This is a genomic window from Cytobacillus oceanisediminis (assembly GCF_003182355.1).
Classification (GTDB): domain Bacteria; phylum Bacillota; class Bacilli; order Bacillales; family Cytobacillaceae; genus Cytobacillus; species Cytobacillus oceanisediminis_A.
In genome coordinates, this window is the sequence record NZ_QGTW01000006.1 from 100136 (window position 1) to 124681 (window position 24546).

Annotated in this window: 29 protein-coding genes and 3 pseudogenes; 7 read left to right on the forward strand and 25 right to left on the reverse strand. The window is 38.9% G+C overall.

All coding sequences use genetic code 11. The features are described 5' to 3' along the window. Positions 1-206 precede the first annotated feature (206 nt). Both DFO73_RS12805 and DFO73_RS12810 read left to right on the forward strand, forming a co-directional pair. Positions 207-578, forward strand: coding sequence for a MerR family transcriptional regulator (locus DFO73_RS12805; RefSeq protein WP_110065142.1), 372 nt, complete (start codon positions 207-209; stop codon positions 576-578). 87 nt (positions 579-665) lie between these two features. Next, entirely contained in the window at positions 666-1967 is a 1302-nt protein-coding gene (locus DFO73_RS12810) for a hemolysin family protein (RefSeq protein WP_110065143.1), read from the forward strand. 130 nt (positions 1968-2097) lie between these two features. On the opposite strand, the pseudogene DFO73_RS12815 reads toward DFO73_RS12810, so the two are convergent. From DFO73_RS12815 to DFO73_RS12905, 18 genes and pseudogenes are all read right to left on the reverse strand, one after another. Continuing rightward, positions 2098-2920: pseudogene (locus tag DFO73_RS12815) on the reverse strand (lipid II flippase Amj family protein). 46 nt (positions 2921-2966) lie between these two features. After that, entirely contained in the window at positions 2967-3134 is a 168-nt protein-coding gene (locus tag DFO73_RS12820) for a DUF3953 domain-containing protein (protein ID WP_110065144.1), read from the reverse strand. 96 nt (positions 3135-3230) lie between these two features. Beyond that, the gene (locus DFO73_RS12825) at positions 3231-3773 is read right to left on the reverse strand and encodes a DUF1572 domain-containing protein (protein ID WP_110065145.1); all 543 of its coding nucleotides are present in this window, start codon (positions 3771-3773) and stop codon (positions 3231-3233) included. A 485-nt stretch (positions 3774-4258) separates the two neighbouring features. Further along, positions 4259-4773 (reverse strand): annotated as a pseudogene (locus DFO73_RS29345) (general stress protein). 39 nt (positions 4774-4812) lie between these two features. Continuing rightward, positions 4813-5193: a hypothetical protein gene (locus tag DFO73_RS12835; protein WP_110065146.1), complete on the reverse strand. Its 381-nt coding sequence runs from the start codon at positions 5191-5193 to the stop codon at positions 4813-4815. A 15-nt stretch (positions 5194-5208) separates the two neighbouring features. Then, a complete protein-coding gene (locus tag DFO73_RS12840) occupies positions 5209-5559 on the reverse strand; it encodes a nuclear transport factor 2 family protein (RefSeq protein ID WP_110065147.1) in 351 nt (116 codons plus the stop codon). A 138-nt stretch (positions 5560-5697) separates the two neighbouring features. Further along, on the reverse strand, positions 5698-5880 hold the full coding sequence (locus DFO73_RS29840; RefSeq protein WP_181396006.1) for a PH domain-containing protein: 183 nt from the start codon (positions 5878-5880) through the stop codon (positions 5698-5700). A gap of 178 nt (positions 5881-6058) precedes the next feature. Then, complete coding sequence (locus DFO73_RS12850; protein WP_110065149.1) at positions 6059-6427, reverse strand: DUF805 domain-containing protein; 369 nt, start codon at positions 6425-6427, stop codon at positions 6059-6061. Between the two features lie 157 nt (positions 6428-6584). Beyond that, positions 6585-6767 (reverse strand): DUF3934 domain-containing protein, encoded by a 183-nt coding sequence (locus tag DFO73_RS12855; RefSeq protein ID WP_110065150.1) that lies wholly within the window; start codon positions 6765-6767, stop codon positions 6585-6587. 226 nt (positions 6768-6993) lie between these two features. Next, positions 6994-7050, reverse strand: a pseudogene (locus DFO73_RS29845) (VOC family protein); the annotation flags it as partial. Between the two features lie 702 nt (positions 7051-7752). Continuing rightward, on the reverse strand, positions 7753-8364 hold the full coding sequence (locus DFO73_RS12870) for a YtxH domain-containing protein (RefSeq protein WP_110065152.1): 612 nt from the start codon (positions 8362-8364) through the stop codon (positions 7753-7755). A gap of 211 nt (positions 8365-8575) precedes the next feature. Next, positions 8576-9085 (reverse strand): RNA polymerase sigma factor, encoded by a 510-nt coding sequence (locus DFO73_RS12875; protein ID WP_258309449.1) that lies wholly within the window; start codon positions 9083-9085, stop codon positions 8576-8578. Positions 9086-9091: 6 nt separating this feature from the next. Next, entirely contained in the window at positions 9092-11332 is a 2241-nt protein-coding gene (locus DFO73_RS12880; RefSeq protein ID WP_110065153.1) for a sensor histidine kinase, read from the reverse strand. Then, positions 11310-12002 (reverse strand): response regulator transcription factor, encoded by a 693-nt coding sequence (locus DFO73_RS12885; RefSeq protein WP_110065154.1) that lies wholly within the window; start codon positions 12000-12002, stop codon positions 11310-11312. The genes DFO73_RS12880 and DFO73_RS12885 overlap by 23 nt, the downstream gene beginning before the upstream one ends. A 338-nt stretch (positions 12003-12340) precedes the next feature. Continuing rightward, positions 12341-13084, reverse strand: coding sequence for a hypothetical protein (locus DFO73_RS12890; RefSeq protein ID WP_110065155.1), 744 nt, complete (start codon positions 13082-13084; stop codon positions 12341-12343). Next, positions 13071-13337, reverse strand: coding sequence for a hypothetical protein (locus DFO73_RS12895; RefSeq protein ID WP_110065156.1), 267 nt, complete (start codon positions 13335-13337; stop codon positions 13071-13073). The genes DFO73_RS12890 and DFO73_RS12895 overlap by 14 nt, the downstream gene beginning before the upstream one ends. A 15-nt stretch (positions 13338-13352) precedes the next feature. After that, on the reverse strand, positions 13353-14483 hold the full coding sequence (gene dnaN / locus DFO73_RS12900; protein ID WP_110065157.1) for a DNA polymerase III subunit beta: 1131 nt from the start codon (positions 14481-14483) through the stop codon (positions 13353-13355). Positions 14484-14579: 96 nt separating this feature from the next. Continuing rightward, positions 14580-14807 (reverse strand): hypothetical protein, encoded by a 228-nt coding sequence (locus DFO73_RS12905; protein ID WP_110065158.1) that lies wholly within the window; start codon positions 14805-14807, stop codon positions 14580-14582. Between the two features lie 102 nt (positions 14808-14909). Here DFO73_RS12905 and DFO73_RS12910 point away from each other — a divergent pair, with 102 nt between their 5' ends. Beyond that, positions 14910-15251, forward strand: a complete 342-nt coding sequence (locus tag DFO73_RS12910; protein WP_110065159.1) for a hypothetical protein — start codon at positions 14910-14912, stop codon at positions 15249-15251. Positions 15252-15404: 153 nt separating this feature from the next. Next, a complete protein-coding gene (locus DFO73_RS12915) occupies positions 15405-15770 on the forward strand; it encodes a hypothetical protein (RefSeq protein WP_110065160.1) in 366 nt (121 codons plus the stop codon). Positions 15771-15886: 116 nt separating this feature from the next. Here DFO73_RS12915 and DFO73_RS28670 read toward each other — a convergent pair whose 3' ends face one another. The 3 genes from DFO73_RS28670 to DFO73_RS12925 all read right to left on the reverse strand — a co-directional run bounded on the left by DFO73_RS28670 (position 15887) and on the right by DFO73_RS12925 (position 18474). Then, positions 15887-16057, reverse strand: a complete 171-nt coding sequence (locus DFO73_RS28670; protein WP_181396008.1) for a hypothetical protein — start codon at positions 16055-16057, stop codon at positions 15887-15889. Positions 16058-16245: 188 nt separating this feature from the next. After that, a complete protein-coding gene (locus DFO73_RS12920) occupies positions 16246-16809 on the reverse strand; it encodes a maltose acetyltransferase domain-containing protein (RefSeq protein WP_110065161.1) in 564 nt (187 codons plus the stop codon). 246 nt (positions 16810-17055) lie between these two features. Beyond that, positions 17056-18474, reverse strand: coding sequence for a hypothetical protein (locus DFO73_RS12925; protein WP_110065162.1), 1419 nt, complete (start codon positions 18472-18474; stop codon positions 17056-17058). A gap of 446 nt (positions 18475-18920) precedes the next feature. On the opposite strand from DFO73_RS12925, the gene DFO73_RS12930 reads away from it, so the two are divergent. Beyond that, positions 18921-19853 (forward strand): ABC transporter ATP-binding protein, encoded by a 933-nt coding sequence (locus tag DFO73_RS12930; protein ID WP_258309452.1) that lies wholly within the window; start codon positions 18921-18923, stop codon positions 19851-19853. Then, positions 19813-20976, forward strand: coding sequence for an ABC transporter permease (locus DFO73_RS12935; RefSeq protein ID WP_258309454.1), 1164 nt, complete (start codon positions 19813-19815; stop codon positions 20974-20976). Before DFO73_RS12930 ends, DFO73_RS12935 begins: the two co-directional genes overlap by 41 nt. Before the next feature lie 250 nt (positions 20977-21226). On the opposite strand, the gene DFO73_RS12945 is transcribed toward DFO73_RS12935, so the two are convergent. Next, complete coding sequence (locus DFO73_RS12945) at positions 21227-22393, reverse strand: TraB/GumN family protein (protein WP_110065165.1); 1167 nt, start codon at positions 22391-22393, stop codon at positions 21227-21229. 244 nt (positions 22394-22637) lie between these two features. On the opposite strand from DFO73_RS12945, the gene DFO73_RS12950 reads away from it, so the two are divergent. Continuing rightward, positions 22638-23264: a metal-dependent hydrolase gene (locus DFO73_RS12950; RefSeq protein ID WP_110065166.1), complete on the forward strand. Its 627-nt coding sequence runs from the start codon at positions 22638-22640 to the stop codon at positions 23262-23264. Between the two features lie 49 nt (positions 23265-23313). On the opposite strand, the gene DFO73_RS12955 is transcribed toward DFO73_RS12950, so the two are convergent. The 3 genes from DFO73_RS12955 to DFO73_RS12965 form a co-directional block, all read right to left on the reverse strand. Beyond that, positions 23314-23502: a hypothetical protein gene (locus DFO73_RS12955; protein WP_110065167.1), complete on the reverse strand. Its 189-nt coding sequence runs from the start codon at positions 23500-23502 to the stop codon at positions 23314-23316. 2 nt (positions 23503-23504) lie between these two features. Beyond that, positions 23505-23972, reverse strand: coding sequence for a GyrI-like domain-containing protein (locus DFO73_RS12960; RefSeq protein ID WP_110065168.1), 468 nt, complete (start codon positions 23970-23972; stop codon positions 23505-23507). Positions 23973-24309: 337 nt separating this feature from the next. Next, positions 24310-24543 (reverse strand): DNA-binding protein, encoded by a 234-nt coding sequence (locus DFO73_RS12965; protein ID WP_110065169.1) that lies wholly within the window; start codon positions 24541-24543, stop codon positions 24310-24312. Positions 24544-24546: the final 3 nt, after the last annotated feature.

The window sequence follows — 24546 nt, forward strand, 5'->3', positions numbered from 1 at the left end:
GAAACTCCTTGAATGTAGGGACAAAATGTCCTTCATTTACCCTTTGAAGAACCAAATTTCTTGAAGATTAGATCAAAATGTCCTTCATCAAATTTAATAATCATTTTTCTTGCTAACTAATCACATTCTAGTATAATTAATTCATAAACCATTACGTTATAGTTCGGAGGGGTACTCATGGGGCTGAGAAGTTAAGAATTGGGGAGTTGGCTGAGAAAGCCAATGTTACCAAGAGAACAATAGATTACTATACAACACTTGGCTTATTAAAAGCAGAACGTTCTCCTTCAAATTACCGCTATTATGATTACTCCTCTATCGAACGTATTGCTTTTATTGAAAAATGTAAGGATGATGGATTATCATTAGAGGAAATTAAGAATAAGGTGATCAGCCAATTTTCTGAAGAAGTGGATGTTCTTGAACTCCGCTTAAAAATACAGGATTTGGAGAAGGATGTATCTAAGGCTCTTTCTCAGTTGAAAGAATCTGATCCAATTAAATATGAACACTTTAAAAAGAAATTATCAAACGATAGCTTATCATTAATTCAGTCATTGCTCTTATTGCTGAGCTAATGAATACGTCGGCACTGAAATTGTGCAGGGAAACTTTAACAAACAATCTATAGGAGGTGTAAGTCTTACTTTATGTAAGACTGCTCGTTGACCACAACCATTAATTTATTACTGATTGCTTTATTAATAGCATTAACCGCATTTTTCGTCGCAACGGAATTTGCCATTGTAAAGGTCCGTGTTTCGAGGATCGATCAGCTAATAGCTGAAGAAAAAAAAGGCTCAGCAGCGGCCAAGAAAGTCGTATCCCATTTAGATGAATACTTATCAGCTTGCCAGCTAGGAATCACCATGACTGCATTAGGACTAGGTTGGCTTGGTGAACCTACTGTTGAGAAGCTCTTGCACCCATTGTTTGAGTATTTTGAGCTGAATAAATCGGTAACCCATATACTATCCTTTGGAATTGCTTTTGCCCTTGTAACCTTTCTTCATGTTGTAATTGGGGAGCTAGCCCCCAAAACGGTTGCCATTCAAAAGGCAGAAGCTATTACCTTGGCATTTGCAAAACCGATTATATGGTTTTATAAAATTGCCTATCCTATTATCTGGTTCTTAAATGGGTCAGCGCGTGTCCTTGTTGGCCTGTTTGGCTTAAAGCCTGCATCCGAACATGAAATCGCCCATTCGGAAGAGGAACTCCGGATTCTTTTATCGGAAAGTTATAAAAGCGGTGAAATTAATAAAAATGAATTGAAGTACATGAACAATATCTTTGAATTTGACGAAAGAGTAGCCAAAGAAATCATGGTTCCGCGGACGGAAATGATCACGATTTCCATTGACGACAGCTTTAAAGAGATAATCGACACGATCCAATCTGAAAATTACACGCGGTACCCTGTGGAAGATGGAGACAAAGACAATATCCGCGGTTTCATCAATGTGAAAGAATTCTTAACAGCCAATCTGACAAACAGATTAAAGCCGGAAAAATTGGATTTGGATTCCTTCATTAATCCAGTCATCCATGTCATTGAAAGCATTCCGATTCATGACCTGCTTGTCAAAATGCAAAAAGAACGGACACATATGGCGATACTTATCGATGAATATGGCGGCACTTCCGGTTTAGTAACCGTAGAAGATATCCTGGAGGAAATCGTCGGTGAAATCCGGGATGAATTTGACGAAGATGAAATCCCTGAAATTCGAAAATTAAATGACCATCACTATATTCTGAATTCCAAATTGCTTATAGAAGATGTTAACAATTTACTAGGGACTGATTTTCACCATGAAGATGTAGATACAATTGGCGGTTGGTTCCTGACTCAGCATATGGATGACGCTGATATCGGAACTGCCATTGAAGCTGAAGGCTTTACATTCAAAGTACATGAAAAAGACGGGCATCAGCTGCATTATTTAGAAGTTGTTAAATTATAAAAAGCAAAGAGCTGACGGACATTTCCGTCAGCTCTTTTTTGCTTTACAAATCTCCAAACCTGGCAACCACTTAAATAAGCTCTTCAGACAAGCATTTAAAACATATACTGGCTGTTCCTGCATCCCTTTTTCAGCTAAACATAACGAGGTATTTGGAAACCCAGGCAATATAATAGGCTCCTGGTATGAACAACACTTGTGCAATGACAGTTCCAATAAGCCTTGAAGAAATCATCAAGATCGATATCCCTTTGAGTGTCGAGTACTTACCTTTTCCGTGTACAACATTATCTGCCAGTACAGAAATTTTCGGATCGACGAAAATAGATAAAAGGATGGTTGCGACCCCGTTTATCAGGCCGGAAGCCATAACGGTTGTCCCAGATCTATCAGGTGCCAGCAAAGAGGCATAAAGCGCATAAGACACCAATTGTATAAATAGCCGTTACGAACATATTAAACAAAAACAGCCTTTTCGGTATTTCGCTTAATTTTATTCCTTTTAAATAAGAAAATCGGGGAATCCCAAATTGTGTCAATCCTCTTTTTAGATATTTCCAGGTAAAACCGATTTTCAGCAATGAAGGCACGGATCCCCCCTCGTTTGCCAGGTGAATGATAGCTCTTGAAAAAATTGCGACAAAGGTCGGCAGCAATAAAATCCCGATGATGGTTCCAACTGTAGACGCGCCTATCAGGACTCTGTACTGGTTTTCCACAAAAGCCAGGAAATTTTCTTCTGGTGCTGTATCAACAATACTGCCAGTGAATGGCTGTTGCATCATATTAGCCATCCTCGATACAATCACTATCATGCTAAATAAAGACAAACCCGAAGCAATCAGCTTCACCCTCGCTCCTGATAACCGTACCGCGTAGGCAAGCGTTTCGATACTATGTATAAGGATAATAAACAATGAAACTAACAATACTTTTACAGTAATAAACTCCAAAGAGAACAATTCTTCCATTTTTTCTCAATTATACCATATCCCTAGTTTATAAATATTTGTAACGAGACAAAAAAATAAAGAGCGAAACCGCAATGCTTAAATATCGATACCCCTTTTCGCCTTTTTTTAGTTCTTCCAATCCAATCACCAACATCAATAAACCCAGAAAAAAGGCATTGTAAGGAACTAATTCAAAGCTCTCGCTGAATAGCATTTAAAGGGATACGGAAATTACAATTAAAGATAAAATGATTCTTATATTCTTCAAATATATTCCTCTGAACTATTGGATTGCTCAAAGTTTAATCGTCTATTTTTCAGCTTCATGTTTGTCGAGCATTTCTTGAAGATACTCTTCAGACTTCCCTCTAGGAATACTTAGACTTTCCCATTTCTCATCCTTTAATAGCTTGCCAATATAGACAATCTGTCCAACATGGTATGCATAATGAGCCATTTGCCTTTCAATAGCATCTATAACTAAATGACTTTCACCGCGAATATAAACCTTCCTTAGTAAATCCTGTTCATTTAAACTATCTAATGCTGCGAAAAGTACCTGCCAGCCTTTATCCCAAATTTTTAGCAGTTCTTCCCTGGAAGCAATAGCTGTTGAAAATTCTTCATCACGATTTCGATATGCTTTCTCTCCATCTGTTGTTAAAAAGTCAGTCCACCTGGAAACCATATTGCCGCTCAAATGCCTTATAATCACAGCCACATTATTCGATTCATCATTATAAGCCCAATTCAACTCATCATCAGAAAGCTGTTGGATTGTCTTATCGCCAAGACTCTTGACGCTTTGAAACCTGTTCACCACGATCTTTAAATAATTTTGGCCAACGCTCACAAAAAGACCTCCTTTTTCTACAACAACACTAATACCTTTTAAGATATAAAGACTTACTAAGTTTTATCCCTAGCAGAAAAACATTTATTTGAATAGCTGCTTGTTTCCTGTGAGAATACAAGTTAATCAGATGGATTAGCTACTTTTTTAGTCTTAACTCCTTCGATTTCGTCGTTAATCGGCGGGATTAACTACCTTTCTTAGCTTAACCCCTTCGATTTCGTCGTTAATCGGCGGGATTAACTACCCTTTCTAGCTGAACTCCTTCAATTTCGTCGTTAATCGGCGGGATTAACTACCCTTTCTAGCTAAACCACCTTGATTTCGTCGTTAATCGGCGGGATTAACTACCCTTTTTAGCTAAACCCCTTCGATTTCGTTGTTAATCGGATGCATTAACTACCTATCTTAGCTAACTCCCTTCGATTTCGTCGTTAATCAAAGGAATTTACCATGTATCCCCTTCTTTCTACTATTTTTATTTTTTATAGCCTTTCAAAATCCTTGCTTAAACAAGCTTGTTTGAATTGTTTGGATCTCAAAAGACTTTTAATGTCAGAGGGATTATCATAGGATAACTAAATATGAAAATAGTTAATATACTCCAGAATGGCAAAGATGTAGATAAATGCAGAAAAAATATACCGCTTAATGGCAGTTAAGGCTGCCACTTTACATAATCTGCTATGAATGCACCAGGAAGGATTATGATAAAACCTACATTTATTTTCTTTAAAGACCTTAACTTCTGAACAATCCTGATAGGAGTAATCGATGTATTCTCACTCCTTAACCGCATCCATTTTACAAACCAGTAAACAGCCCCTTGCACCAAAAGAAATTCCAGCAGCAAAAACGATGTCCAAAACGAAAGAAGAGAATATAAATGCATTTGAGGGAATGTATAATTTAGCAAATAACTAATAAAAATAAATAGAATGAGACTCATCGTTTCACCTGTGTAAAGATAGGAAAGCCTTTTTTCTAGCTTTTTCCGCAAATAAAAACCTCGCTTTAAAAAAAGATTCTCATAAACAAATTAATAGCTTGTTAAAGTATTTAACTCATTTATTCGTCTCCGAACCTCAGCCGCTAATTTTGTTGCCAGATCGATTTGAAAAATAACATAGTTATATTTTACATGGCCTTCCAGACCAATGATCATTAACGGCTCTCTTCGTTCATAGGAAAGAAAATACCATTCATTTCCGTATTTATAGCTGCCTTCATATATATTTAAAGGAGCAATTGAAGTACCGGGCATCCTCAGCATCCATTGGGGAGCTTGAAAATAGTCAACCGTAACATTTTTGATCATAGAGTAAGGCATGATGATTTTCCGCTTCAGAGCAAAATATGCTGTTAGACCCGTTAGCTTTAAAGTAAGTTCTACTTCTCCAAAATGAATTTCCCTGCCCAAGATACAGCCTCCTTTTTAGGATTTTGTGATCGTTCCCTGATGAAAAAACATCTGCCATCTGCCATCGATAAATTTCCATATAGAGCTGCGCAACGAATTCTGCATTCTGGTATCGTCCCTTACCCGATAGGTTGCCAGCACTGTATCATCTGATAATGGGTGAAGATCAAATTCGGAAAGAGTCATCTTCATTACTCCGATTCCTTCTGGCACAATACAATCTTTTTTATACCAGACGTTCCCTGAGCTTCCGAATTCAAAAAAACCTTCCGCAAGCAGCTTATCAATCTCTTTAGGAGAAGTACGGATTTCAGGTTTAAGTAGCTTTAGCTCCAGTTCGAGTATTTGTTTTTTTAATTGTTCCATCATCTAAATTCCTTTCTATTAAAAAATTTAACCATGAACCTTTACCCTGGGACAGCGTTTCATTATTTCGGCGATAAACTATTCATTATTTTCAGGCAAATCTTGACGCTCCCTAATAAAGTTTTTTTGTGAAAAAAATTACACAATGCCTTTCGATGACAAAATTCTGTAACCGGTATACATATCATTTGCAGATGAAATTTGCGTAATTTCATCATAAAGGATTTCACGGCTAATCTGCCCGCCTTTTACTAAAAGGAAATCATTATAAAAAACATACTTTATAGATACGGAAGTCCATAAGCAAAACGACCAGAGCAATAATAACTTTAAAATGCTTAACTACCTTTGAACCAAAAACCATGGGGAGGGGTTCCTCCTTTAAATCTCGATAATCGCCTTTTATAGAAAAATTTAGATTACATTTTAATACGTATACTTTGTTAAAAAAGTTTCATAAAAATAAAAATCCCAGCCACATGGGTGGCCAGGATTATTATTAAATTGCCGCTTTTTTCGGATTTGGACCGTATTTATTTGAGCCCGGCTCGCTGTCCATAAAAGTAAAGATCAAGATAACAATTCCCCCGATTAAAGGAATCAGAGATATTAAAATCCACCACCCGCTCTTTCCGGTATCGTGAAGTCTGCGAACTGTGACGGAAAGACTCGGAATTAAAAGGATAAGAGAAAATAGGGTTGTTAAGATCCCAAAATTTTCGTTAAACTCCAGTCCAAGAGACATCTCCAAAATGGTAAGAATGACTGAAATAATAAATGTAACCAGTATAAACATCCAGTACTCTTTTCGTCTGGATCTGCCGCTGAAATTAAATGTTTTTCGTAACGCTTCTATAAACCAGATCATGTTGTATTCACCTCCGCTGCGCAAGTCCATATTATTATAGCAATTCCATAAGAATTAAAGTAGACAGTTATGGTACTGATTTTTATAGGTTTGCTTGAGGTGTAATTTTCCAGCCAATTAATCCCTGGCTTGTTAAGGACATGTATTTATTCAGCTGTCACTTTTTATCTGAGCTGTCTTCATAACCATTACTTGGCGACTTTGTACTTTCTCCATGCTTCACACCCTTGCTTTTATAGGGTTTCGCACTTTTGGCTTTATTTGCACTCTTTTGCCAACGATTCCATCCCTTCTTTCCTGTTCCTCTGCCTGTTCCGCTCTTGGCTTTCGCTTTACTCATTAAAATCATCTCCAATATTCTTTTATGCTAATGGATATTCTAATCCATTTATGGTTTGTAAAATTAAAATAATAAACGCCCCTAGGCAAATTGCATAAATTTAATGCACCGCGGTTTATAGCACTTTTTTATTTCTTTAAAGTGGAAGGTTAAGCTGCCACGATACGCCGAACTTAGAAGCTGCCTTTCACTACGCTCCCCTTTTTACCCGGCGATTTGCTTCTTGATAACGAGTGATGCTAGTTATCTTTGAATCCTTAATTAATGAAGTGTAAAAGTTCATAGCTTCTTCTGCATTTCCTGGAACATTTATTGGGTGAATTTTGACAATATATCAAGCTCCTTTTACCTTTGATTAGAAAAACCCTGTCAACATCTTAGAATACCATTAAAAAACATAATAGCGCATATTCCTATCATTGTTTTTCGCTGTCATACTTCTTTCTGTATACCTTTCGATATGGTGATTGAAACAATAAGACCTATCATAAACAATTCCTTTTTCCAATTCAGGAGAAAATTTTTACTATTTTGCCCTTGTCAACGGCATCTATGCAAGGAATGGCTTTACCAGGGAAAACTGTTTTTATAGATTTTTAATACAGATAAAAGATAAAAATAAATGATGGATTTTTATAGGGATACCGCCCTTCAAGCTTATACCACAGTCTAATATGTTTACGGTTTTCATCAGCTTGCCAATAAACAACTTCTTCCGCAACCGCTCTGTATAACGTCCATATTGGAGAGACTTTGGACGGATTTTCCTGTAAACACACTAACTGCTCTTTAAAGCATATTCTAAATCACTCGGATCCTTTAGAATTGTCCTTTGTTTGCCCGCAAAGCTAATATGAGGATTCAGGTGCTTCTTCTATTTTAAAGAGGGGAATGGCCCTTCGAGCGCGGCAGACGCTTCAGCTTTTATTTATGCTAAAATTACACACAAAAAAGGAGCAATTATGAAATTGCTCCTTTTTTGCATCTATTGAACTGTACCGCTAGTCCTGCTTCCCGAAGAAGTCGTCTGGGAAGGGGATGAAGAAAGTGCTCTACCGGCTTCAGACAGATTTGCGGCAGCCTCTTTTAACTTCTCTTTTGCTTCTGAAGCTACATTTACTAAATTCGCGGTATTTGCCAAATTGCCAGTGATCGAATTGGATCCCTTGTTTTTCAGAAGCTGGTCATTGACCATGGTGAAGATCGCATTAGCTTCCGACATGGCTTCCTTAAATGAAAATGAAGCATTTTTAAATCGCTGTGTCATATCTTCCATCGTTTCCTTAGGATTTTCTTTTAGGTTTGCAGCGGTGTCTGTAACCTTCTTCCGCGTTTGAGGATCACGAAGAGCCATTGCTGCTCCTAAAATACTTCCAATCACAATCCCGGGAAGGAGATAGTTTCTTGATTGGCTGGCGGACGTGGTTTCATTGTGTACAGTAGATGAAGTTTCATTTTGTACACCGGTTTCATTTGCAAGTATCGTTTCTTTGTTAACTACTACCTCGTTTACAGGGATTGCTTCTTGGTTTGATGCTTGTTCGTTCACTTCACATTGGCTATCTTGCTGATTTGAAGACCTTGGGTATTGGTCCATAAAAGCACCTCCTCTATTCTATGAAAGGCATTCCCCTATTTTTAAATTGGTAAACTATTAATTTTCAGCCTGCGTTTATGAGATGAGCTATTACGAAGGTAAAATTTTTTTAGTCAGTATAAATAGTTGCCTGGAGTAAAAAGGGTCCTTTCAATACAAAGAGGAGAGCATTTCTCCTTTCCCGGATGATCTGCTCTCCTTTTTTCAATATCTATGCACTCATCTGCACCATCATTTTCAACTGCTTCCTCGCCCTAAAAATCCTTGTTTTAACGGTTGATTGCTTGAGGTTTAGAATACTTGCAATTTCATGCTCTTTTAATCCCTTGTCCAGCTTTAGAAAAAGGACATCCTGATAGTCTCGCGTCAGCTGTCTTATTGCCGAGTTGATTTCTTCAGCCATAAACCCTGACTGGACTTCCTGCTCGACGTTTTGCATTGTTTTTTTTCCCAGGCATTCAATCATTTCCTGCTCCATCGGGATGGTCGGTTTCCTCTTTTCTTTTCTTACAAAATCAAGGGCAGTCCTCCCGGCAATGACAGCGAGCCATGCTCCTACTTTCTGTTTGTCCTCTATTGTTTCAGCTTTTTTCATTGCTTTTATAAAAGTCTCTTGTACAACATCCTCTGCGAGATATGCGTCTCTTGTGATAGACAAGCTTATATGAAAAAGGCGTTTATAATGCAAGCTGTAAAGCTCTGAAAAATCAATATCTTTCATCTTCATTTACTCCTCTAACTTCAGTGAAATGGAGACCTTGAATAAATCACCATCTGTATCAATATCCAGACTTCCCCCATGGAGGTCGACAATCGATTTCGCTATGGCAAGTCCGAGACCTGAACCATCGGTGTGACGTGACTTATCGCCTCGCTTGAACCGCTCAAAAAGCTCTTCACTCTGGTCGTTCAACTCGTATTTTGAAACATTTTTAAACGTAATGACAGCCTTGCCTTTTACCGCAGCCATCGCAATATAAACGCGGGAATTCTCCAATGAGTATTTCAGGATATTGCCTATTAAGTTATCAAATACGCGCCAAAGCTTCTGACCGTCTACACGGGCGAATAGCGGTACTCCCGGGTTTGCGACACGGAAATGTAGATTGGATTCACTGATCGCGCTATCATGCTCAGCGAGTGCCTGCTGCAGCAATTGCACGAGGTCAACTCTTTCCTTTCTAAGTTCGATATTCCCGCTCGCCATCTTTGAAACTTCGAATAAATCATCAATCAGTACTTTTAACCGCTTGGATTTACGGTCAATAATCTCAAGATAAGCTGATCGGTCCTCTGAAGAAACATCGTCTGATTTTAGAAGCTCGGTATACGTAATAATAGAAGTTAATGGTGTCCTTAAATCATGGCTTACATTTGTAATAAGTTCCGTTTTCAGCCGCTCACTCTTTGCCTGCTCACTAAGGGAAGTTTTTACACCTTGTTTAAGGACATTGATATTGCCTGCAAGTGTCGCCAGCACATTTTTCCCAGTAATCGGCAAATCCTGCCCCATATGGCCGGATGCCAGCTCGTTGGTCGTCTCAATAATTCGGTTGAAATAGCCGATGCGTTTGACCAGTGCCATGACAAGCGGGATGCCAACGAAAGCCAGAATCAGCAGGTAAAATAGTGCAAACAGGGGATGAAGCAACATGATAATTGATCCCATTCCCAATCCGAAAATCACTCCGAGCATAAGAAATAGCTGAGTGCCTGTACTTCGGTTTAAAAAGGCTTCATGCAGGCTATCGGCAGTGTTCTTTGCTATGTTTTTAAGCAGAATCCACAGTTTGTAAACCAGACTTTTTTTCAAAACAGCCTTTGCTTTCTCCCTGTTTTTAAACTCACCAGCGATATATTTCAGCTGTACAAACGTTAGTCCGCTAAGAACCGAGGCACCAAGCAGGACAATGATCAATTCTATTGCATGTGATGAAATTTCGTAGGAATCCATAAGAAAATCATTTAATAGAAAGTACGATAATATACTGCCTATAGCTGCAAAACCTAAAAAGACTATTCGCAAATCAATTGGCAGCTTACTATATAAAGGCTCCCACCTCTTTATTTCAGCAGACAGTGCCTTCGACCTTCTGCCAGCAAACAGCGCAATAAGCAATGCAAGAACAGCTGTGCCGGTATAAACGAATAATACAATCTGTTTTTGTTTGAAATGATTGTTTTGATCAACAAACATATTTGTATCAGGAAGATTTTTGGCCAGGCCAATTTGACCTTTAAAGTAGCCTGATTCGGATTCTACCAGTGACTGCGCAATATCTTCATATCCATCCATAATAAAATGGTAACTATAATCTTTGTCCATGGTGTAATCCGTAAGATAAAGCATCTCCTTTTTCATCACCTCTTCCGGTGACTCATCTTTAGACAAAGTTAAATTTGTGTAAACATCGCCTGTAGCAGTATCCTCAAAATAATAGGTAAATGATTTCCCATAAAAATCGTACTGATCCCGTAATCGTTCTTTTTCCTTGAAGAATGCTTCTAATTTTTCTTCTTTTTCTTTCACTACTTTAGGACGTACGTGTTCATCACTCTCAAAGTTTTTTGTAATGTCCTGTATTTTTTTATTCATTTGTTCCGTTATGGTTTGTGCAAATTCACTATTTTCAGCAGCCTCTGCCTCTTGAATTCTGGGTTCATATTGGGCTTTAATGTTATCTATTTGTGCAGGCAGACCCCCATATCTATAACGGTGCTCCTCTATGTCCTCTTCCGTAACCTTGATTGCATTCTTGGCTTCCTCCAGTGTGACGTTGTTCAGCTCAAACATTTCCAGATAGCCGGCATACTGATCCAAATCGCTTCTAAACTGAGCTGTGTGGAAATAGTCGGGATTCGTATATTCCCTGCCATAAAATATAAGAGATAAAACACCGCTCACACCGTAAGCAAATAATAGCGTTATAATAGCAATAATCCATCTATTTTTCCATCTTGTATCCAATTCCCCATACCACCTTTAAAAATCTTGGATTCTTCGGATCGATCTCAATCTTTTCACGGATTTTTCGAATATGAACGGCAACAGTGTTTTCCGCATTATAACAGGGTTCGTTCCAAACCCGTTCATAAATCTCATTAATAGAAAAAACACGTCCTGCGTTTGTCATCAGCAGTTCGACAATTTTGTATTCAATCGGCGTCAGCTTCACCGGCTCTCCATTAACCGACACTTCTTTCGCTTCCTTATCAAGCATGAGGCCATTTAAGTCAATCACCTTTTTAATGCCTTCAAATGTTCCGAATGTTACATATCTTCTAAGCTGGGATTTTACCCGGGCAACAAGCTCCATCGGATTGAATGGCTTGGTGACATAATCATCAGCCCCTACCTGCAGGCCCAAAATCTTGTCCGTATCCTCGCTCTTGGCGCTTAGAATGATGATCGGAATGTTCTTCTTCTCGCGAATCTTATAGGTAGCCGAAATTCCGTCCAGCTTCGGCATCATCACATCCAATATAATCAGATGCACCTGCTGCTCGCTCAAAATTTCCAGTGCTTCAATTCCATCCTTCGCTTTCAGCACAGTAATGCCCTCATTTTTAAGATAAATCTCTATCGCATCCCTTATCTCTTTTTCATCATCTACAACAAGCACATTATAATGAACCATAATCCCCCTACTTTCCAGCTGCTCGTTTTCATATTTTTATACTAAACGTAAAATCTTAACATTAAAGTAATAGAAATCTTAAGAATTTCTTAAGATTGAAAGTGCATTTCTTAAGTTTTCATGCGTCGGTTCTATTTTATAATGGGTGGATTTGGAAAAACAGACTTGTATTCGAAAGACATTAAAAAAGCACCGATCCTCATCTATCTTTGCTATTGATGCTAGTGGTTAGTGCTAAAATAAAGAATCTGAACCTTAAGGCTATCTTTTATCTGTGAAACTTCATCTTGGAGCCCAATATAAAAAGGGACTTTTATAAAAGTCCCTTTTGTACTTGCTTATTTAATCAAATGTTCAAGTTTCGTCCACTCGAAGAATTCACCTTCCGGCTTCATTTCCTTTTCACCTTTCTCAGATTCAAGGAAAAGAATCTGGCCTTCTTTTGAGTAATGGACTTTTACACTAAAATAAGTCTCACCTGAATCATTTAAAAATTCAATAATCCCATATTGTTTCTGCTGTTCAAATTGGCTGGTATCGTACGCAATTTCATCTATAAAATGAACAATATTATCTATATTTTTATCTTCAATGGTCGTACAGTTTTCTTCAGATGGTTTTGCATATACACAAACACGTGCTGGTGGTTTATCTATCCACGATGTGATTTTCGGCGGTATATGCTGGTCAAACTTTACCTCCGTTACGTTTTCGGCTTGAAAATAACCGGCAGAAAGGGAGAGCTCTCCTTCAAAGCCATCCTTTGTCCAGGTTGACATAAAACCACCCCAATCATTCGCTGGATCATTATCATCCATTGCTGAACCTTTGTGCCTAAGCTTCCACCCTTTACCCGGAAGCTCCTTCATATAAAAGGTGTAAATGTCCTCCCATTGGTTTCCCTCAATCACATATTCGTTGCGTCTAGGCTCCAGCCCATTAAATAAGGGAATATCCTCATGATCTTCCGGTATAATACTCATTCCTTCATAGGTTTCATTCGTAACATATTTATATACCCATCCCCCCGCTGCTAATAAAACTGCGAGCGCAATAAGAAGCAGCAGTTTAGTATGTTTCATTTTCAGCTCCTCTAAATTTTCCGCCGATTAAAACGATCCCAATCAGCAGCGTCACCAAACTCGATGCAAGAAACCCAATGGCATAAACAGGAATACTGGCCTTAGGAACTCTGTCATTAATTTCAAAGCCCATAAAGTGAATCCCTATGCCATCTCCATCCACATTGGTTCCTAGAGACCATAAATCCACGCCCTTAAAAGCTAAAGTGGCAGTCAGTAAAGCAAGGAAACTCAATAATAATATCCGATTCATCAGGGACCTCCTTTATTAGTTAGTTCGTACTGGGGAAATGAGATGCAAATAGAAGTCATTTCCGACCGGCTTAAGCAAAACCGGCCTCATGGATCCGCTAAAGCGTAATATAACCTCATCTTCCTGGATTGCTTTTAAAGCTTCCATTAAAAAAGTTCCATCAAGTGAAATGGATAACTCTCTTTCACCGCTAATATCAATTATATTTTGAGTTTCTTCAATATACCCTATTGAAGAAGAATTAGAGGAAATTCTTAATTTTGAATCCTCTTTGACCATCAAATGAACATTGTTATTTTTCCATTCACCTCCAAACAGGCTTGCCCGATCAATCCCCTTTAAAAGCTGATTGGCATTCAAAGTAATAACTGTCTTTGCCTCATGAGGGATAAGGCCGGAAACATCCGGATACTTGCCTTCAATCTGGCGCGAGTAAAGTGAAATGGCTTCAGTTTTAAAGACAATATAGTTTTCTGTTAAAAATAAATGTATTTCGCCGTTCACATTATTCATTAACTTGGCGAGTTCATTGAGGCTTGAGCCTGGAACAACAAAAGAGCCAGATACATTGCAAACAAGCTCAGTTTCTCTTAATGCCAAACGATGTGAATTGGTTGCAGCACACGAAAAGCGATTTTCCTTAAAAGACATATGGACACCTGTCAGGACAGGCCTTGATTCATTCTTGGATGCAGCAAAAGCGGTTTGCTTTATTATTTCCATTAATTTCATTGCTGGGATTTTAATATGCTCGGCATTTTCCATTTGCGGAAGCTTTGGATACTCTTCAGAGGGAAAGCCATTTAAGTTTGTAAGAATATCGGCTGATGTGATTGTCATGTGCTGCTCTTTGTCTACTTTAATATGGATGTCACTCGGCAATTTTTTTACAATTTCACTTAAAAATTTTGCTGTAATGACAGCACTGCCGGACTGAAAAACCTCCAGGATTTTCTCTCCATCAATTACCTCTGGAATAATTTTTTCTATTATAAGATCCGAATTGCTGCCGGTAAGTGTTAAACAATCTTCATCTGCGGCAACCTTAATGCCTGTTAAAATAGGAAAAAGAGTGTTAGAGGATACCGCTTTACTTACATCTGCAATGGCCTTATTAAAAAATTCGTGCTTTATCTTAAATTCCATCTATAACCCACCCTATATTAATCAATAGGGTATTAATTCGACAAAATTCCTGAAAATTCCTTTTCTTTCAATAGCGTAATTTCTCTTTATAAATTTCTAAAGGGTAATATTTAGTATCTTTACAGCATTAATAATCTGTTTTATCACTTCGGGATTACGAAGTTCCTTGTTTTCAATACTGCCAACCTCGCAAAGCGGTACCCATTTCCTATCTGTGATCTCTTCCTCTTCCAGCTCCAAAGAGCCGCCAATAATTTCACCAGCAAAATGAAATAGTATAACTTCATGATTGGTGCTGCTGAAACAGCAAACCTTAAATTTCATTGACAAGCAGAAATATTTTGACGCGTCTTTCTATGCAATATTGTTTATTCTTTTAACAAATGGGAATTATGCTTAATAATCTCACTAACAAGGAGTGACCATATGTCTAAAAACAAATACAAAGACAAGGCTATGAACACAGTTAGCAAAATAAAAGCCAATTTAAAAGGAAAGTTCTTTGAAATGGCAGATATCCCTTCTGTTTCAGTTAAGCAGCTGGCTGAATTCATTCAACAGCATCCTGACACACAAATATCCAAAAAAGAGCTGCTCGGAAACACCTACACATTCTATTGGCTAAAAGTGAATGATGATTTACTTTATATGGAAACCAGCAATGACCGCATATTGCAGCTGGATGGATCTTCCCACGGAAAACAATTTGTATCGTATCGGTCCTACCGTGATTCTAATGATTTAGATACTCCGATGAAATTGACGTAAATAAAGTTATGTAAATGAGCTACCTCTTCCAGAGCAGCTCATTCTTTTTTAACCTATTCCATATTTTCTTTACTTCTTAAAATATCTCCTCAATATTAAGGATTCACCTCTGCTTTTTTTTAAAATATAATTAATTAAAATGAGGTGATAAAATTGTGCGTTTCCACAAATGCAATTGAACAACATTCCATTAATATTTATGAAGACATGAGAAATCAAACAAAATACAAAATTATAAAAGTCAATTTTGTTGGGAGTGAAATTCCCATATCTGACCCTGATACGGATGCATTAGATCGTTTGCCTTTGATTTCATCAGTGATACTGGAGGATTCTGATGGAATCCATTATATGATTGAACCAAATGAAACAGGTCTCACGTTTGCAAAAGGTGAAATCACTTATACAGAATACTTACGAATAAAACAAAAAGCAGGAAGACAGATGATGGGTATTTTTTGCGGTTCGATTGTTTTATTTCTAATAATGAGTCTTGCTCTATTTAAGTTCTTCTTCTAGAAGCTGTCTGGCCTGGAAGTTTTCAAATTATTATGGCAGCTGATTGACTAAAAATATAGTTTGAGAGTCTAATAGTTTCATTTATTCGGTTTATCTTTGGGTCGAAGAATTTTCCCTTACGCTGTGCGGATATTAATCGCTTCCCGGGTAATTCCATGCCATTCTTCCTGCATCTGCTGCAAGGCGTACTCTCCTGCACCAAGTTTGGAAATAATATCGTTTTCTCTTAATGTCAGCAAACCGAGTACAGTCCATTCAATTTCTTCATCTGTCACACTAGCTGGCAAATACTTCAGCTCTTCAATTGATTTCTCGATTTCTGAATTCGGCTTGCCCGATAAGTGTTCATATTTTCAAATGTGTAATAAACCAAATCATTATTTGTATTCAATATTTTCCAGAAAAAGCCTTCTGCTAGAATAGATTAGTTTCCATAAAAAAAGCTTTAACTCCTAAGAAATAAAGCACTTTATTCTTAATCAATCTGAATCCTTTTTAATATTTTTGCCGGGTTGCCGCCTACAACCACATTCTCAGGAACATCTTTGGTGACAACTGCACCAGATGCAATAACCGCATTGTCCCCTATATTCACTCCAGGATTGATGATGGCCCCCCCGCCAATCCAGACATTGTTTCCGATTGTTACAGGCTTCCCAAATTCCCTGCCGGAATTTCGTTCAGTCGGATTAAGAGGATGAGCAGCCGTATAAATATGTACGCCCGGAGCGAGCATGCAATTGTTCCCAATCCTTACCTCGCATACATCAAGAATGACACATTCAAAGTTGGCAAAAAAGTTTTCGCCCACATGGATATTGTAGCCGTAGTCACATCGAAAAGCAGGCTCCAGAAAAAGATTATCACCTGTTGATCCAAACAATTCTTTTAGCAGGCTGATCCGTATATCTCCTTCTTTCTCTGTTGTTTGGTTGATCAGCCTAACCAGTCTCCTTGCATTTTCGCGTTGTTTTAATAGTTCCGGACCTGCAGGATCATACATTTCGCCGGCAAGCATTTTTTCATTTTCTGTTTTCATTAATACAACTCCCCATTATGAATAACTTTCCTCTTATGAAAACAGGTTTATGGGAGAAAAACAAGTTTTATCGGCGTAATTGTATATTTAATAAGGAACTGACAGGATTTTTGAGTAAAACTTATATTTTGGGCGAAATTCAGGCTTTAGAAGCGGAATTTTCATTTTATGGCGAAATCAAAAATTATGAGCCAAAAACCGGGAATTTTTCTTATCTTATTGTGAGCAGGATGAACATCCCCTCCTTCACCCTGTTTCACCGCTGCTTCTCAATTGAGTGTAAATTTGCTGATAGGCTGAGGCTTCTTGGACCATCCCTTTGTGCTGGTACATTTTGCATAATTGCCATACAGGGTTGGGGTCAGTTGGTTTGAGTTCCATTTCCCAGAAGAAGCATTCGATGGCTTGATCATACTGGCTAAATTCTGCATAAAATTGGCCTAATTCCATCATTCTGTCGGGATCCTCCAATATTGCTGCCATTTTATTGATTTTTCGGATGGCCAGACTGTGCGGAAACTTTTTTGAGATCGGCTTTAATTTATTAGATACAGCCGATACATCATGTCCTTCCATCAGCTTAGCAATCAGCTGTAAAATCCGCTGTTCCGTTTGCATTGGATCATCTTCCTGGTCAATCTGCTCGAGAAGAAGAAGAAATTCATCCAAATGGGATGCGACAAATTGGGCATCCAGGTTTTTTCTTAGCTCATTTAGAATCTTATTATATTCTGCCGGCAGGTCCTGAATAAATGGGAACAAATAAATGGCCGCTTTCTCCAATTGTCCATCACTGATCAAGTCTTCAATAAACCCAAGAGATTGCTGTACCCCTTGATATGGATTTATGTTCGCCTGTGATAAAGCAAGGATCCAGTTCTCCAGCGGTATGTAGTGCAGCGCTAGATCAGTATTGCTTCTAACTGACTCTGTTATAAGGTTCTTTTTATCTTCCATCCAAACCAGCAGCCATTCTGCATACCGTTCCTGATTCTTCAGCAGGGTTTCGAGCATTTTATGGTGATCGGGATGTTTGCGTTTTGCGAAGCAGTAAAATTCTGTGTATAAGGGATCCTTTTGATCGATGGCTGAGATGGATGAAGTGCTGTAGAAATTTGCATATGAACTAAACTCACGGGTATTGAGGATATCGCCCACAGTTACTAGGGAAGGTGAAAACTCAGACAATATACGGATGGATTGAAAGGCCTTTAAAAAACTGCCGTTTCTTCTAAAGTGGAAAAATATTTTTTCGATGGTTTGGCCAAGCTGGTCTTTTGAAAAAAAAGAATCGAGAGCAGCAGTTATGCATGGTATTTCGAGGAGAGAATAGTTGCGTTGAAGCATTGAGAAGAGCTTATTTTTTGCAGGGATGGTTAATGGTGAGGCTTGATTTAGAACGGATATAAAGGGATGATTTCTTTCTAATACAATTCCTTCTTCCATCGCTTTCTCTATGAAGGTGCCTTCTTCTATATGTTCAAGCAGATCGCCATATATGAGATTGTTTTTATAGAAAATGAAATAGTATTTTTCCTTAAGCTCTGTCTCGACTTCAGTAACCTTAAATCTTGCAAATAGCGCAGTCCGAATCACTTCTCCATTTTTTATAGCCTTCTTCGATTTAAACGTTAAATGGGTTGGCACCATTTGTTCATTTTTCATGATACACTCAGCCTCCTATAGAATCGGATGGAAAAAGTTAAGGAAATTGTTTCTATAGATTCATTATACGCCAACAGATTCTAAAAAGCGACCGTCCTAAGAGTTACTTGGAAATGGTTCACATTCATTTTCTCTCGACCATCTAGAACGTCCTTCCATCTGCCTCTTTAACGACCATCCTTGATAGGTCCCATCTACATTTCGTCGTTAATCTGAACCTTTAACTATCTTCATTCCGCTTACTTCCAACATTTCGCCGTTAATCCGTACGGCCATTCTTCCGACTTTTACCCAATTAGTCATTAGCTATTTATTAAGTTTTTTTCGAAAATGAATTTTTTCAAAATCAGCAACGTATTAAATAGAAGATTAATAATTTTTTAGGATGGTGCACATTCTGCTAAGCTCATTCATCCGACTCAGAAGCGCAAAGAAAGTGAGGAAGCATGATGACGGTTTTAGAAGTGAGGAATCTGCAAAAGTCGTTCGGTACAATACGGGCTGTGAAAGACATCAGTTTTTCGGTGAAAGCTGGGGAAGTGTTTACGATTATCGGTCCAAACGGTGCAGGCAAAACGACAACATTGGAAATGATTGAAGGCTTGGTTTCGCCAGATGATGGTGAAATTCATTTTGGGGATCTCAGCTGGAATAAAAACGCTGTTGCCATCAAGAAGAAGATTGGCGTTCAGCCCCAATCGAGCGCCATGTTTGATTTATTAACACCTGAAGAAAACCTGAATCTTTTTGCTTCTTTTTATGATCATGCCCGGCCAACGGACGACATTCTCGAGATCATTAACCTAACTGACCATCGTAAAAATCAGGTGAAAAAGCTTTCCGGCGGCCAGCGGCAAAGGCTGGCAATAGGCCTTGCGCTGATCAGTGATCCGGAAATTATTTTTCTAGATGAACCGACAACCGGCCTGGATCCCCAGGCACGCCGAAATATTTGGGATATAATTCTCCACCTGAAGCAACTAGGCAAGACCACCATTCTAACCACTCATTATATGGAAGAAGCCGAAAAATTAAGTGATCGTGTATGCATCGTGGACCAGGGAAACATTATCACTCTTGATTCCCCTTCTGCTCTCATTGAGAAACTTACAAATGAACGCGAAATAAGATTGTCATTCCTGGATGGCGAGAATGCTGCAGAGGAAGCTGACCACTTTTCCAGTAACCTGGAGTCCGCTACAAGAACAGAGCGTGAAGGTACATCCCTGAAAGTCTGGGCCGTAAAACCGGAGGATACGCTATTGGAATTGTTCAGATTCACCAAGGAGAAATCATATCAGGTGGAGCAGGTCTCCATTCGGGAAATGAGTCTCGAAGATGTATTTATTGCTTTTACCGGCAAGGAATGGAGGGATTAAAATTAAACATTTTCATCAATTTAAAATGATGCTTTCCGCTCAATTAAAATTGACACTCCGTGAAAAACAGGCGTGGTTTTGGGGTATATTTTTTCCAGTCATCCTGATGGTAATCTTTATGGTTATCTTTAGCGGAAATTCAGATGAAGAGTTTCAATCAGAAATTGCCATTGTCGATCCCAATCCGAACCCAGCTTCGGAAATGCTCTTAACACAAATCAGCGGACTTCCGATATTTGAAGTGAAAACTGGCAAGCCTGTCAGCCGGGAGAAAGCAGAGGAGTGGGTAAAAGATCAGGAGGTGAATGCAGCCATTATCTTGCCTGAATCAGCAAATGCCTCTTCTGTTTTGCTTATTGTGAATAAAGAGGATGAACAAGGTGCAGCAGCTCAGGCGGTTTCCGGCATTCTGGATAAATTTGTACAGCAGGCTAATTTATTTGCGGCTGGTGCAGAGCCTTCTTTTGAATTACAATACAAATCTCTTTCATCCGGGAGCAATGAATTAGATTATACAGATTTTCTATTAACCGGCATGATTGCTTTATCGATTGCTCAAGGCGGCATGTTCGGAATGGTTGATCTGGTAGAAATGCGAAGAAAAGGCTTAATCAAAAGGCTTCGGATGACACCTGCAAACATGGGCATATTTGGGTTAAGCGATATGGTTATGAGATTGCTGTTCAGCATTATACAAATCATCTTGCTATCGTTAATAGGTGTTCTGATCTTCGGCGCTAACCTTTATATAAGTCCTATTAGTCTCGTCGTTGTTTTCTTAATTGGAGCCTTGTCCTTTAATGCTCTTGGCTACTTCTTTTCTTCTTTCAGCAAAACGACTGAAGCCTATATGGGAGTTGCAAATATTGTCAGCTTCCTCATGATGTTTTTAAGCGGTGTGTTTTTTCCGGTTGAAACAATGCCTGAATGGCTGCAGCCAGTCTCTAATGTACTTCCGCTTACCTATTTTGCGGACGGCCTGAGAGAAAGCATGGTGTATGAGACAAGTGTTATTTCTGGCACATTGTGGTTTGGAATTGGCGTAATGGTGATTTGGGGAGCCATTACCTTCATTCTAGGATCGTGGCTGTATAAAAGAAAAGCAATTGTTGCAGATAGATAAACCAGAAAGTGTTAGCTGCCTGCTTAAGACAACTAACACTTTTTTTATTTTACTTTTTTCACAAAGATCTATTTCATTATACCCATTTTCCCAAACAATCCGTGGAGTCTGCCTTCTGTACCAAGCACTGGGCTACAGGGTGATAGCCCATTTTGGTAATGCCGTGATGATAACAAATGGGTTGAAAGGCCAGTCTGTTTCGCTAAATGGGAAACCTTTCTCCCAACAGGAGAAGAAAACAGGATTCCAATTATAGATTCTCCAAAAACACCCGGATTACATCCGCACCGCCAATAAAGGTACCTAGTGAACTTCCCAAATTAGCGAGTACAACAATCAGCAAAATGCGGCTAACCTTGTTCCGCCAAAAGCCTTTTACACTAAAAACGTCCTCTGAAAGGTTTTCAAAGTCTTTTACACTTGGACGGCGGATGTAGGCTTGTACAAGACCTGCAAACCAGCCAGCTGCAAGCAGAGGGTTCAATGACGTAATTGGCGCTGCCACGAAGGCTGTCAAAATCGTAAGCGGATGCCCCATTGCAATGGCCGCTCCAAGGGATGATAGTGCGCCATTCCAAATAATCCAGCTGATCGTCTGCGCAAATCCGGCAGAAGGATTGGCATAAAAAGTGTAAGCAATAATTGCCAAAATAAATACAGGAATGCTCCATCCAATAATTTTAGGTAGATTGGATTTTGGCGGGCGTGCAGTCAAGCGAGTCATATCCTGCTGTTTCTTAATTTCCTCTTTAATCCCCGGTACATGGGCTGCCCCCAATACCGCAACAATTTTTCCGCCTGGTGCATCTTTAATTTTTTGGGCCAGATACTGATCCCGTTCGTCAATTAAAGGTGTCTTTAACCGGGGAAAAGATTCTGTAAACTCATTCAGAATCGCATTGATCGTATCCTGGTTTTTCATTTTTTCCAATTCTTCTTCTGAAATCGTATCTTTGCTGAAGATGCTGGCGATCACCTGGCTAAGCAGGAGTGCCTTTCCTTTTAAACCGAGATTTCCCCAAATCCGTGCGAATGTGATTTGGATATTGCGGTCTGCCAGAACAAGATTGGCTCCCGTTTCTTTCGCTGATTCAATTCCCTGTATCATTTCCTGTCCGGCCTTAATGCCAAATTGATCTGCCATCCGGTTTTGAAAAGAAGAAATAGCCAAATTCATTAGAAGGAGGGAAGCTTTCTTCTCCTTAATAACCTGAATGATGTCCATTTCCTTCCATTTGCTGCCCTCTGTTATCGATTGATACCTCTGTTCATCCAATTCTACACAAACAGAATCTGGCTGCTCCGCTTCAATAACCTCTTTAACCTGTTCTGCACTGTGCTTTGAAACGTGCGCTGTTCCAATCAATATGTATTCCTTGCCATCTAAATGAATCCTTGTTATGTTTTCCTCAGCCATAAATACCTTCCTTTTAAAAAAAACAAATTCTTGCATTCCGATAAAACGTTATTTCATCTTACAAACTTATGTATGTTTCATTTGTTCATTATACCATGAACCCTTTCATGATTGCCCAGGATAATTAAGCAACGCTTGGGAGAAAAGCACTAAATTCTAGTAAACACTAAACAGAACAAATGTTTTGTTATAAAATAATAGAGCATGAAAAAAATGCAAATATCTCATAAAGGTGGAAAAAATTTTGAATGGTACCGCCCATGCAGCAATCGGAGCAGCAGCAGGATACGTGGTTGCGAACACTGTTGATACCAGCCCCTCCACAACACTTCTATTGATCGGATTAGGCGGGGTTTCCGGATTAATTCCCGACCTGGATATTGATGGAAAGCTTCGCGACCGGATCACATTATCACATGAAGTGGTTCGAACAGTTGCCCAGCTAGTCGGAATTTTAATGATTATTTACAGTTTTTATGAAGGAAACTCTAAAGAGAAATGGCTTGGTATCGCTATCGGAATAGGTATGGTCGCCATTTCATCCCGCATCAGGCAAAAACATATGCTGACCATAACTGGAATCGGCGTCCTGGCAGGCGGGATTTCCCTCCAGGAACTGTGGATGATATTATTTGGGATTTATATTTTAATCGCTTCATTCGTTTCGCATCGCAGCTATACCCATTCAATAATTGGTGTTATATTCTTTGGCTACATTGCTTCAAAATTTGAAGTATCCATCGGAATCAATGGCGTTTTCTATACATGCCTCGCAGGATACATAAGCCATTTAATAGCTGATTTTAAAATGCTGCCTTTCAATAAACGGGGCATCAAGCTATTTCTCCCGATTTCGTCCAAGGAAATATAATTTCAAAAAACCGCTCAGAGATACTCTGGACGGTTTTTATTTTAAGCATTCACTTAAACTTTTCTGGCTCCTCTGCATATAACTCTATTAGTCCGCAGTTGGGACATACATAGCAAGGATTAATATCGCTCATTGTACCAGCATTTGGTTTTTCACCTTTTTTGTAAACCCTAATCGGCTGGCTATCCAAATGGGCTTTCGCCATCACTGTATGACATTTCGGACAACTCTTTTTCATACCTACACCCTTTCGATTTTTAGTTCATTTTTAATAGGGATATAGACTTCAACATGCTCAGCATCATTTTCCACCGGGTAATAAACTTCCAAAATATAATGTTCCGGGGAGCCATATTGATAACCCTGATCTTCAATCCATTTATCCAATTCGCTGTACAACTGTCCCATCTCCGTTACCTTGCCTCTAATCGTCGCGTATGAATTCTCAGCTCGTATGTACTCCATTCCTTCTGGCAAAGAATCAGCATCTCCATCTACTAAACAGCCTACGAAATAGGTTCCTTCTATATGTGTTTGATCTCTCTTAGGTTCAAAAATGGAAACCTCAACACCTGTACTGTTTGGTATATCATGTGCCCGCTTCAGGAAATGCTGTGCGGCTTTAGGGACCAATTCAGCATAATCTCTAAAAAGTCCCTTGTTCCTCATAACCACTGCTTCAAATTCCTTCGAAACCATTTTACACATTGGAAATAACCTCCAAACATTTTAAATCGTTATTCCTTTCTCTAAAATTAGGTAAATTCCTTCTTTAATTAAACTATTTTTTTTAATAGCTACCATGTGAGAGATTAATCCAGCATTTTTTGTATTCACCTTGCATGTTCAGCTATTTATCTAACATGTTCTTAACTTTATCTAGCTAACAGTCGAGACGTATTAACCTAGAAAAGAGTATTTTTCAAAAGAAAAAACACTTTTATCCTCATTTTCTAAATATATGAACCACTTTTCATATGAATCACTCTCATTGGTTTTTGCACAACTTCTTATTCTGACGCGAATCTCACAAAAAATAGGCGCGTCATTTAAGACGCGCCCATTGTAATTCATCTGCAAATGCTAATCCCTTATCAGCCAATGCTTTGCGGAGCTTTTCCATTGCATTCGGCCCCATTCCATGCAGCTTCATAATTTCTGCTTCAGAAACACCCGCAAGTTGCTCCAGCCGAAAATAGCCTGCGCCTTCAAGCGCCCGTCTTGCCGGTTTTGCAAGCTTTTCAGGCATGTCGCTCCCTTTGATTTGTTTTTCCGACATCTG

Excerpts from the sequence above, each read along its gene's own strand:
- DFO73_RS12820 (WP_110065144.1), bottom strand. The coding sequence starts at position 3,134 with ATGCTATTCAGCGAGAGCTTTGAATTAGTTCCTTACAATGCCTTTTTT.
- DFO73_RS12840 (WP_110065147.1), bottom strand. The coding sequence starts at position 5,559 with ATGGAACAATTAAAAAAACAAATACTCGAACTGGAGCTAAAGCTACTT.
- DFO73_RS12850 (WP_110065149.1), bottom strand. The coding sequence starts at position 6,427 with ATGATCTGGTTTATAGAAGCGTTACGAAAAACATTTAATTTCAGCGGC.
- DFO73_RS12855 (WP_110065150.1), bottom strand. The coding sequence starts at position 6,767 with ATGAGTAAAGCGAAAGCCAAGAGCGGAACAGGCAGAGGAACAGGAAAG.
- DFO73_RS12870 (WP_110065152.1), bottom strand. The coding sequence starts at position 8,364 with ATGGACCAATACCCAAGGTCTTCAAATCAGCAAGATAGCCAATGTGAA.
- DFO73_RS12875 (WP_258309449.1), bottom strand. The coding sequence starts at position 9,085 with ATGAAAGATATTGATTTTTCAGAGCTTTACAGCTTGCATTATAAACGC.
- DFO73_RS12885 (WP_110065154.1), bottom strand. The coding sequence starts at position 12,002 with ATGGTTCATTATAATGTGCTTGTTGTAGATGATGAAAAAGAGATAAGG.
- DFO73_RS12890 (WP_110065155.1), bottom strand. The coding sequence starts at position 13,084 with ATGAAACATACTAAACTGCTGCTTCTTATTGCGCTCGCAGTTTTATTA.
- DFO73_RS12895 (WP_110065156.1), bottom strand. The coding sequence starts at position 13,337 with ATGAATCGGATATTATTATTGAGTTTCCTTGCTTTACTGACTGCCACT.
- dnaN (WP_110065157.1), bottom strand. The coding sequence starts at position 14,483 with ATGGAATTTAAGATAAAGCACGAATTTTTTAATAAGGCCATTGCAGAT.
- DFO73_RS12905 (WP_110065158.1), bottom strand. The coding sequence starts at position 14,807 with ATGAAATTTAAGGTTTGCTGTTTCAGCAGCACCAATCATGAAGTTATA.
- DFO73_RS12910 (WP_110065159.1), top strand. The coding sequence starts at position 14,910 with ATGTCTAAAAACAAATACAAAGACAAGGCTATGAACACAGTTAGCAAA.
- DFO73_RS12920 (WP_110065161.1), bottom strand. The coding sequence starts at position 16,809 with ATGAAAACAGAAAATGAAAAAATGCTTGCCGGCGAAATGTATGATCCT.
- DFO73_RS12925 (WP_110065162.1), bottom strand. The coding sequence starts at position 18,474 with ATGAAAAATGAACAAATGGTGCCAACCCATTTAACGTTTAAATCGAAG.
- DFO73_RS12930 (WP_258309452.1), top strand. The coding sequence starts at position 18,921 with ATGATGACGGTTTTAGAAGTGAGGAATCTGCAAAAGTCGTTCGGTACA.
- DFO73_RS12935 (WP_258309454.1), top strand. The coding sequence starts at position 19,813 with ATGTATTTATTGCTTTTACCGGCAAGGAATGGAGGGATTAAAATTAAA.
- DFO73_RS12945 (WP_110065165.1), bottom strand. The coding sequence starts at position 22,393 with ATGGCTGAGGAAAACATAACAAGGATTCATTTAGATGGCAAGGAATAC.
- DFO73_RS12955 (WP_110065167.1), bottom strand. The coding sequence starts at position 23,502 with ATGAAAAAGAGTTGTCCGAAATGTCATACAGTGATGGCGAAAGCCCAT.
- DFO73_RS12960 (WP_110065168.1), bottom strand. The coding sequence starts at position 23,972 with ATGTGTAAAATGGTTTCGAAGGAATTTGAAGCAGTGGTTATGAGGAAC.
- DFO73_RS12965 (WP_110065169.1), bottom strand. The coding sequence starts at position 24,543 with ATGTCGGAAAAACAAATCAAAGGGAGCGACATGCCTGAAAAGCTTGCA.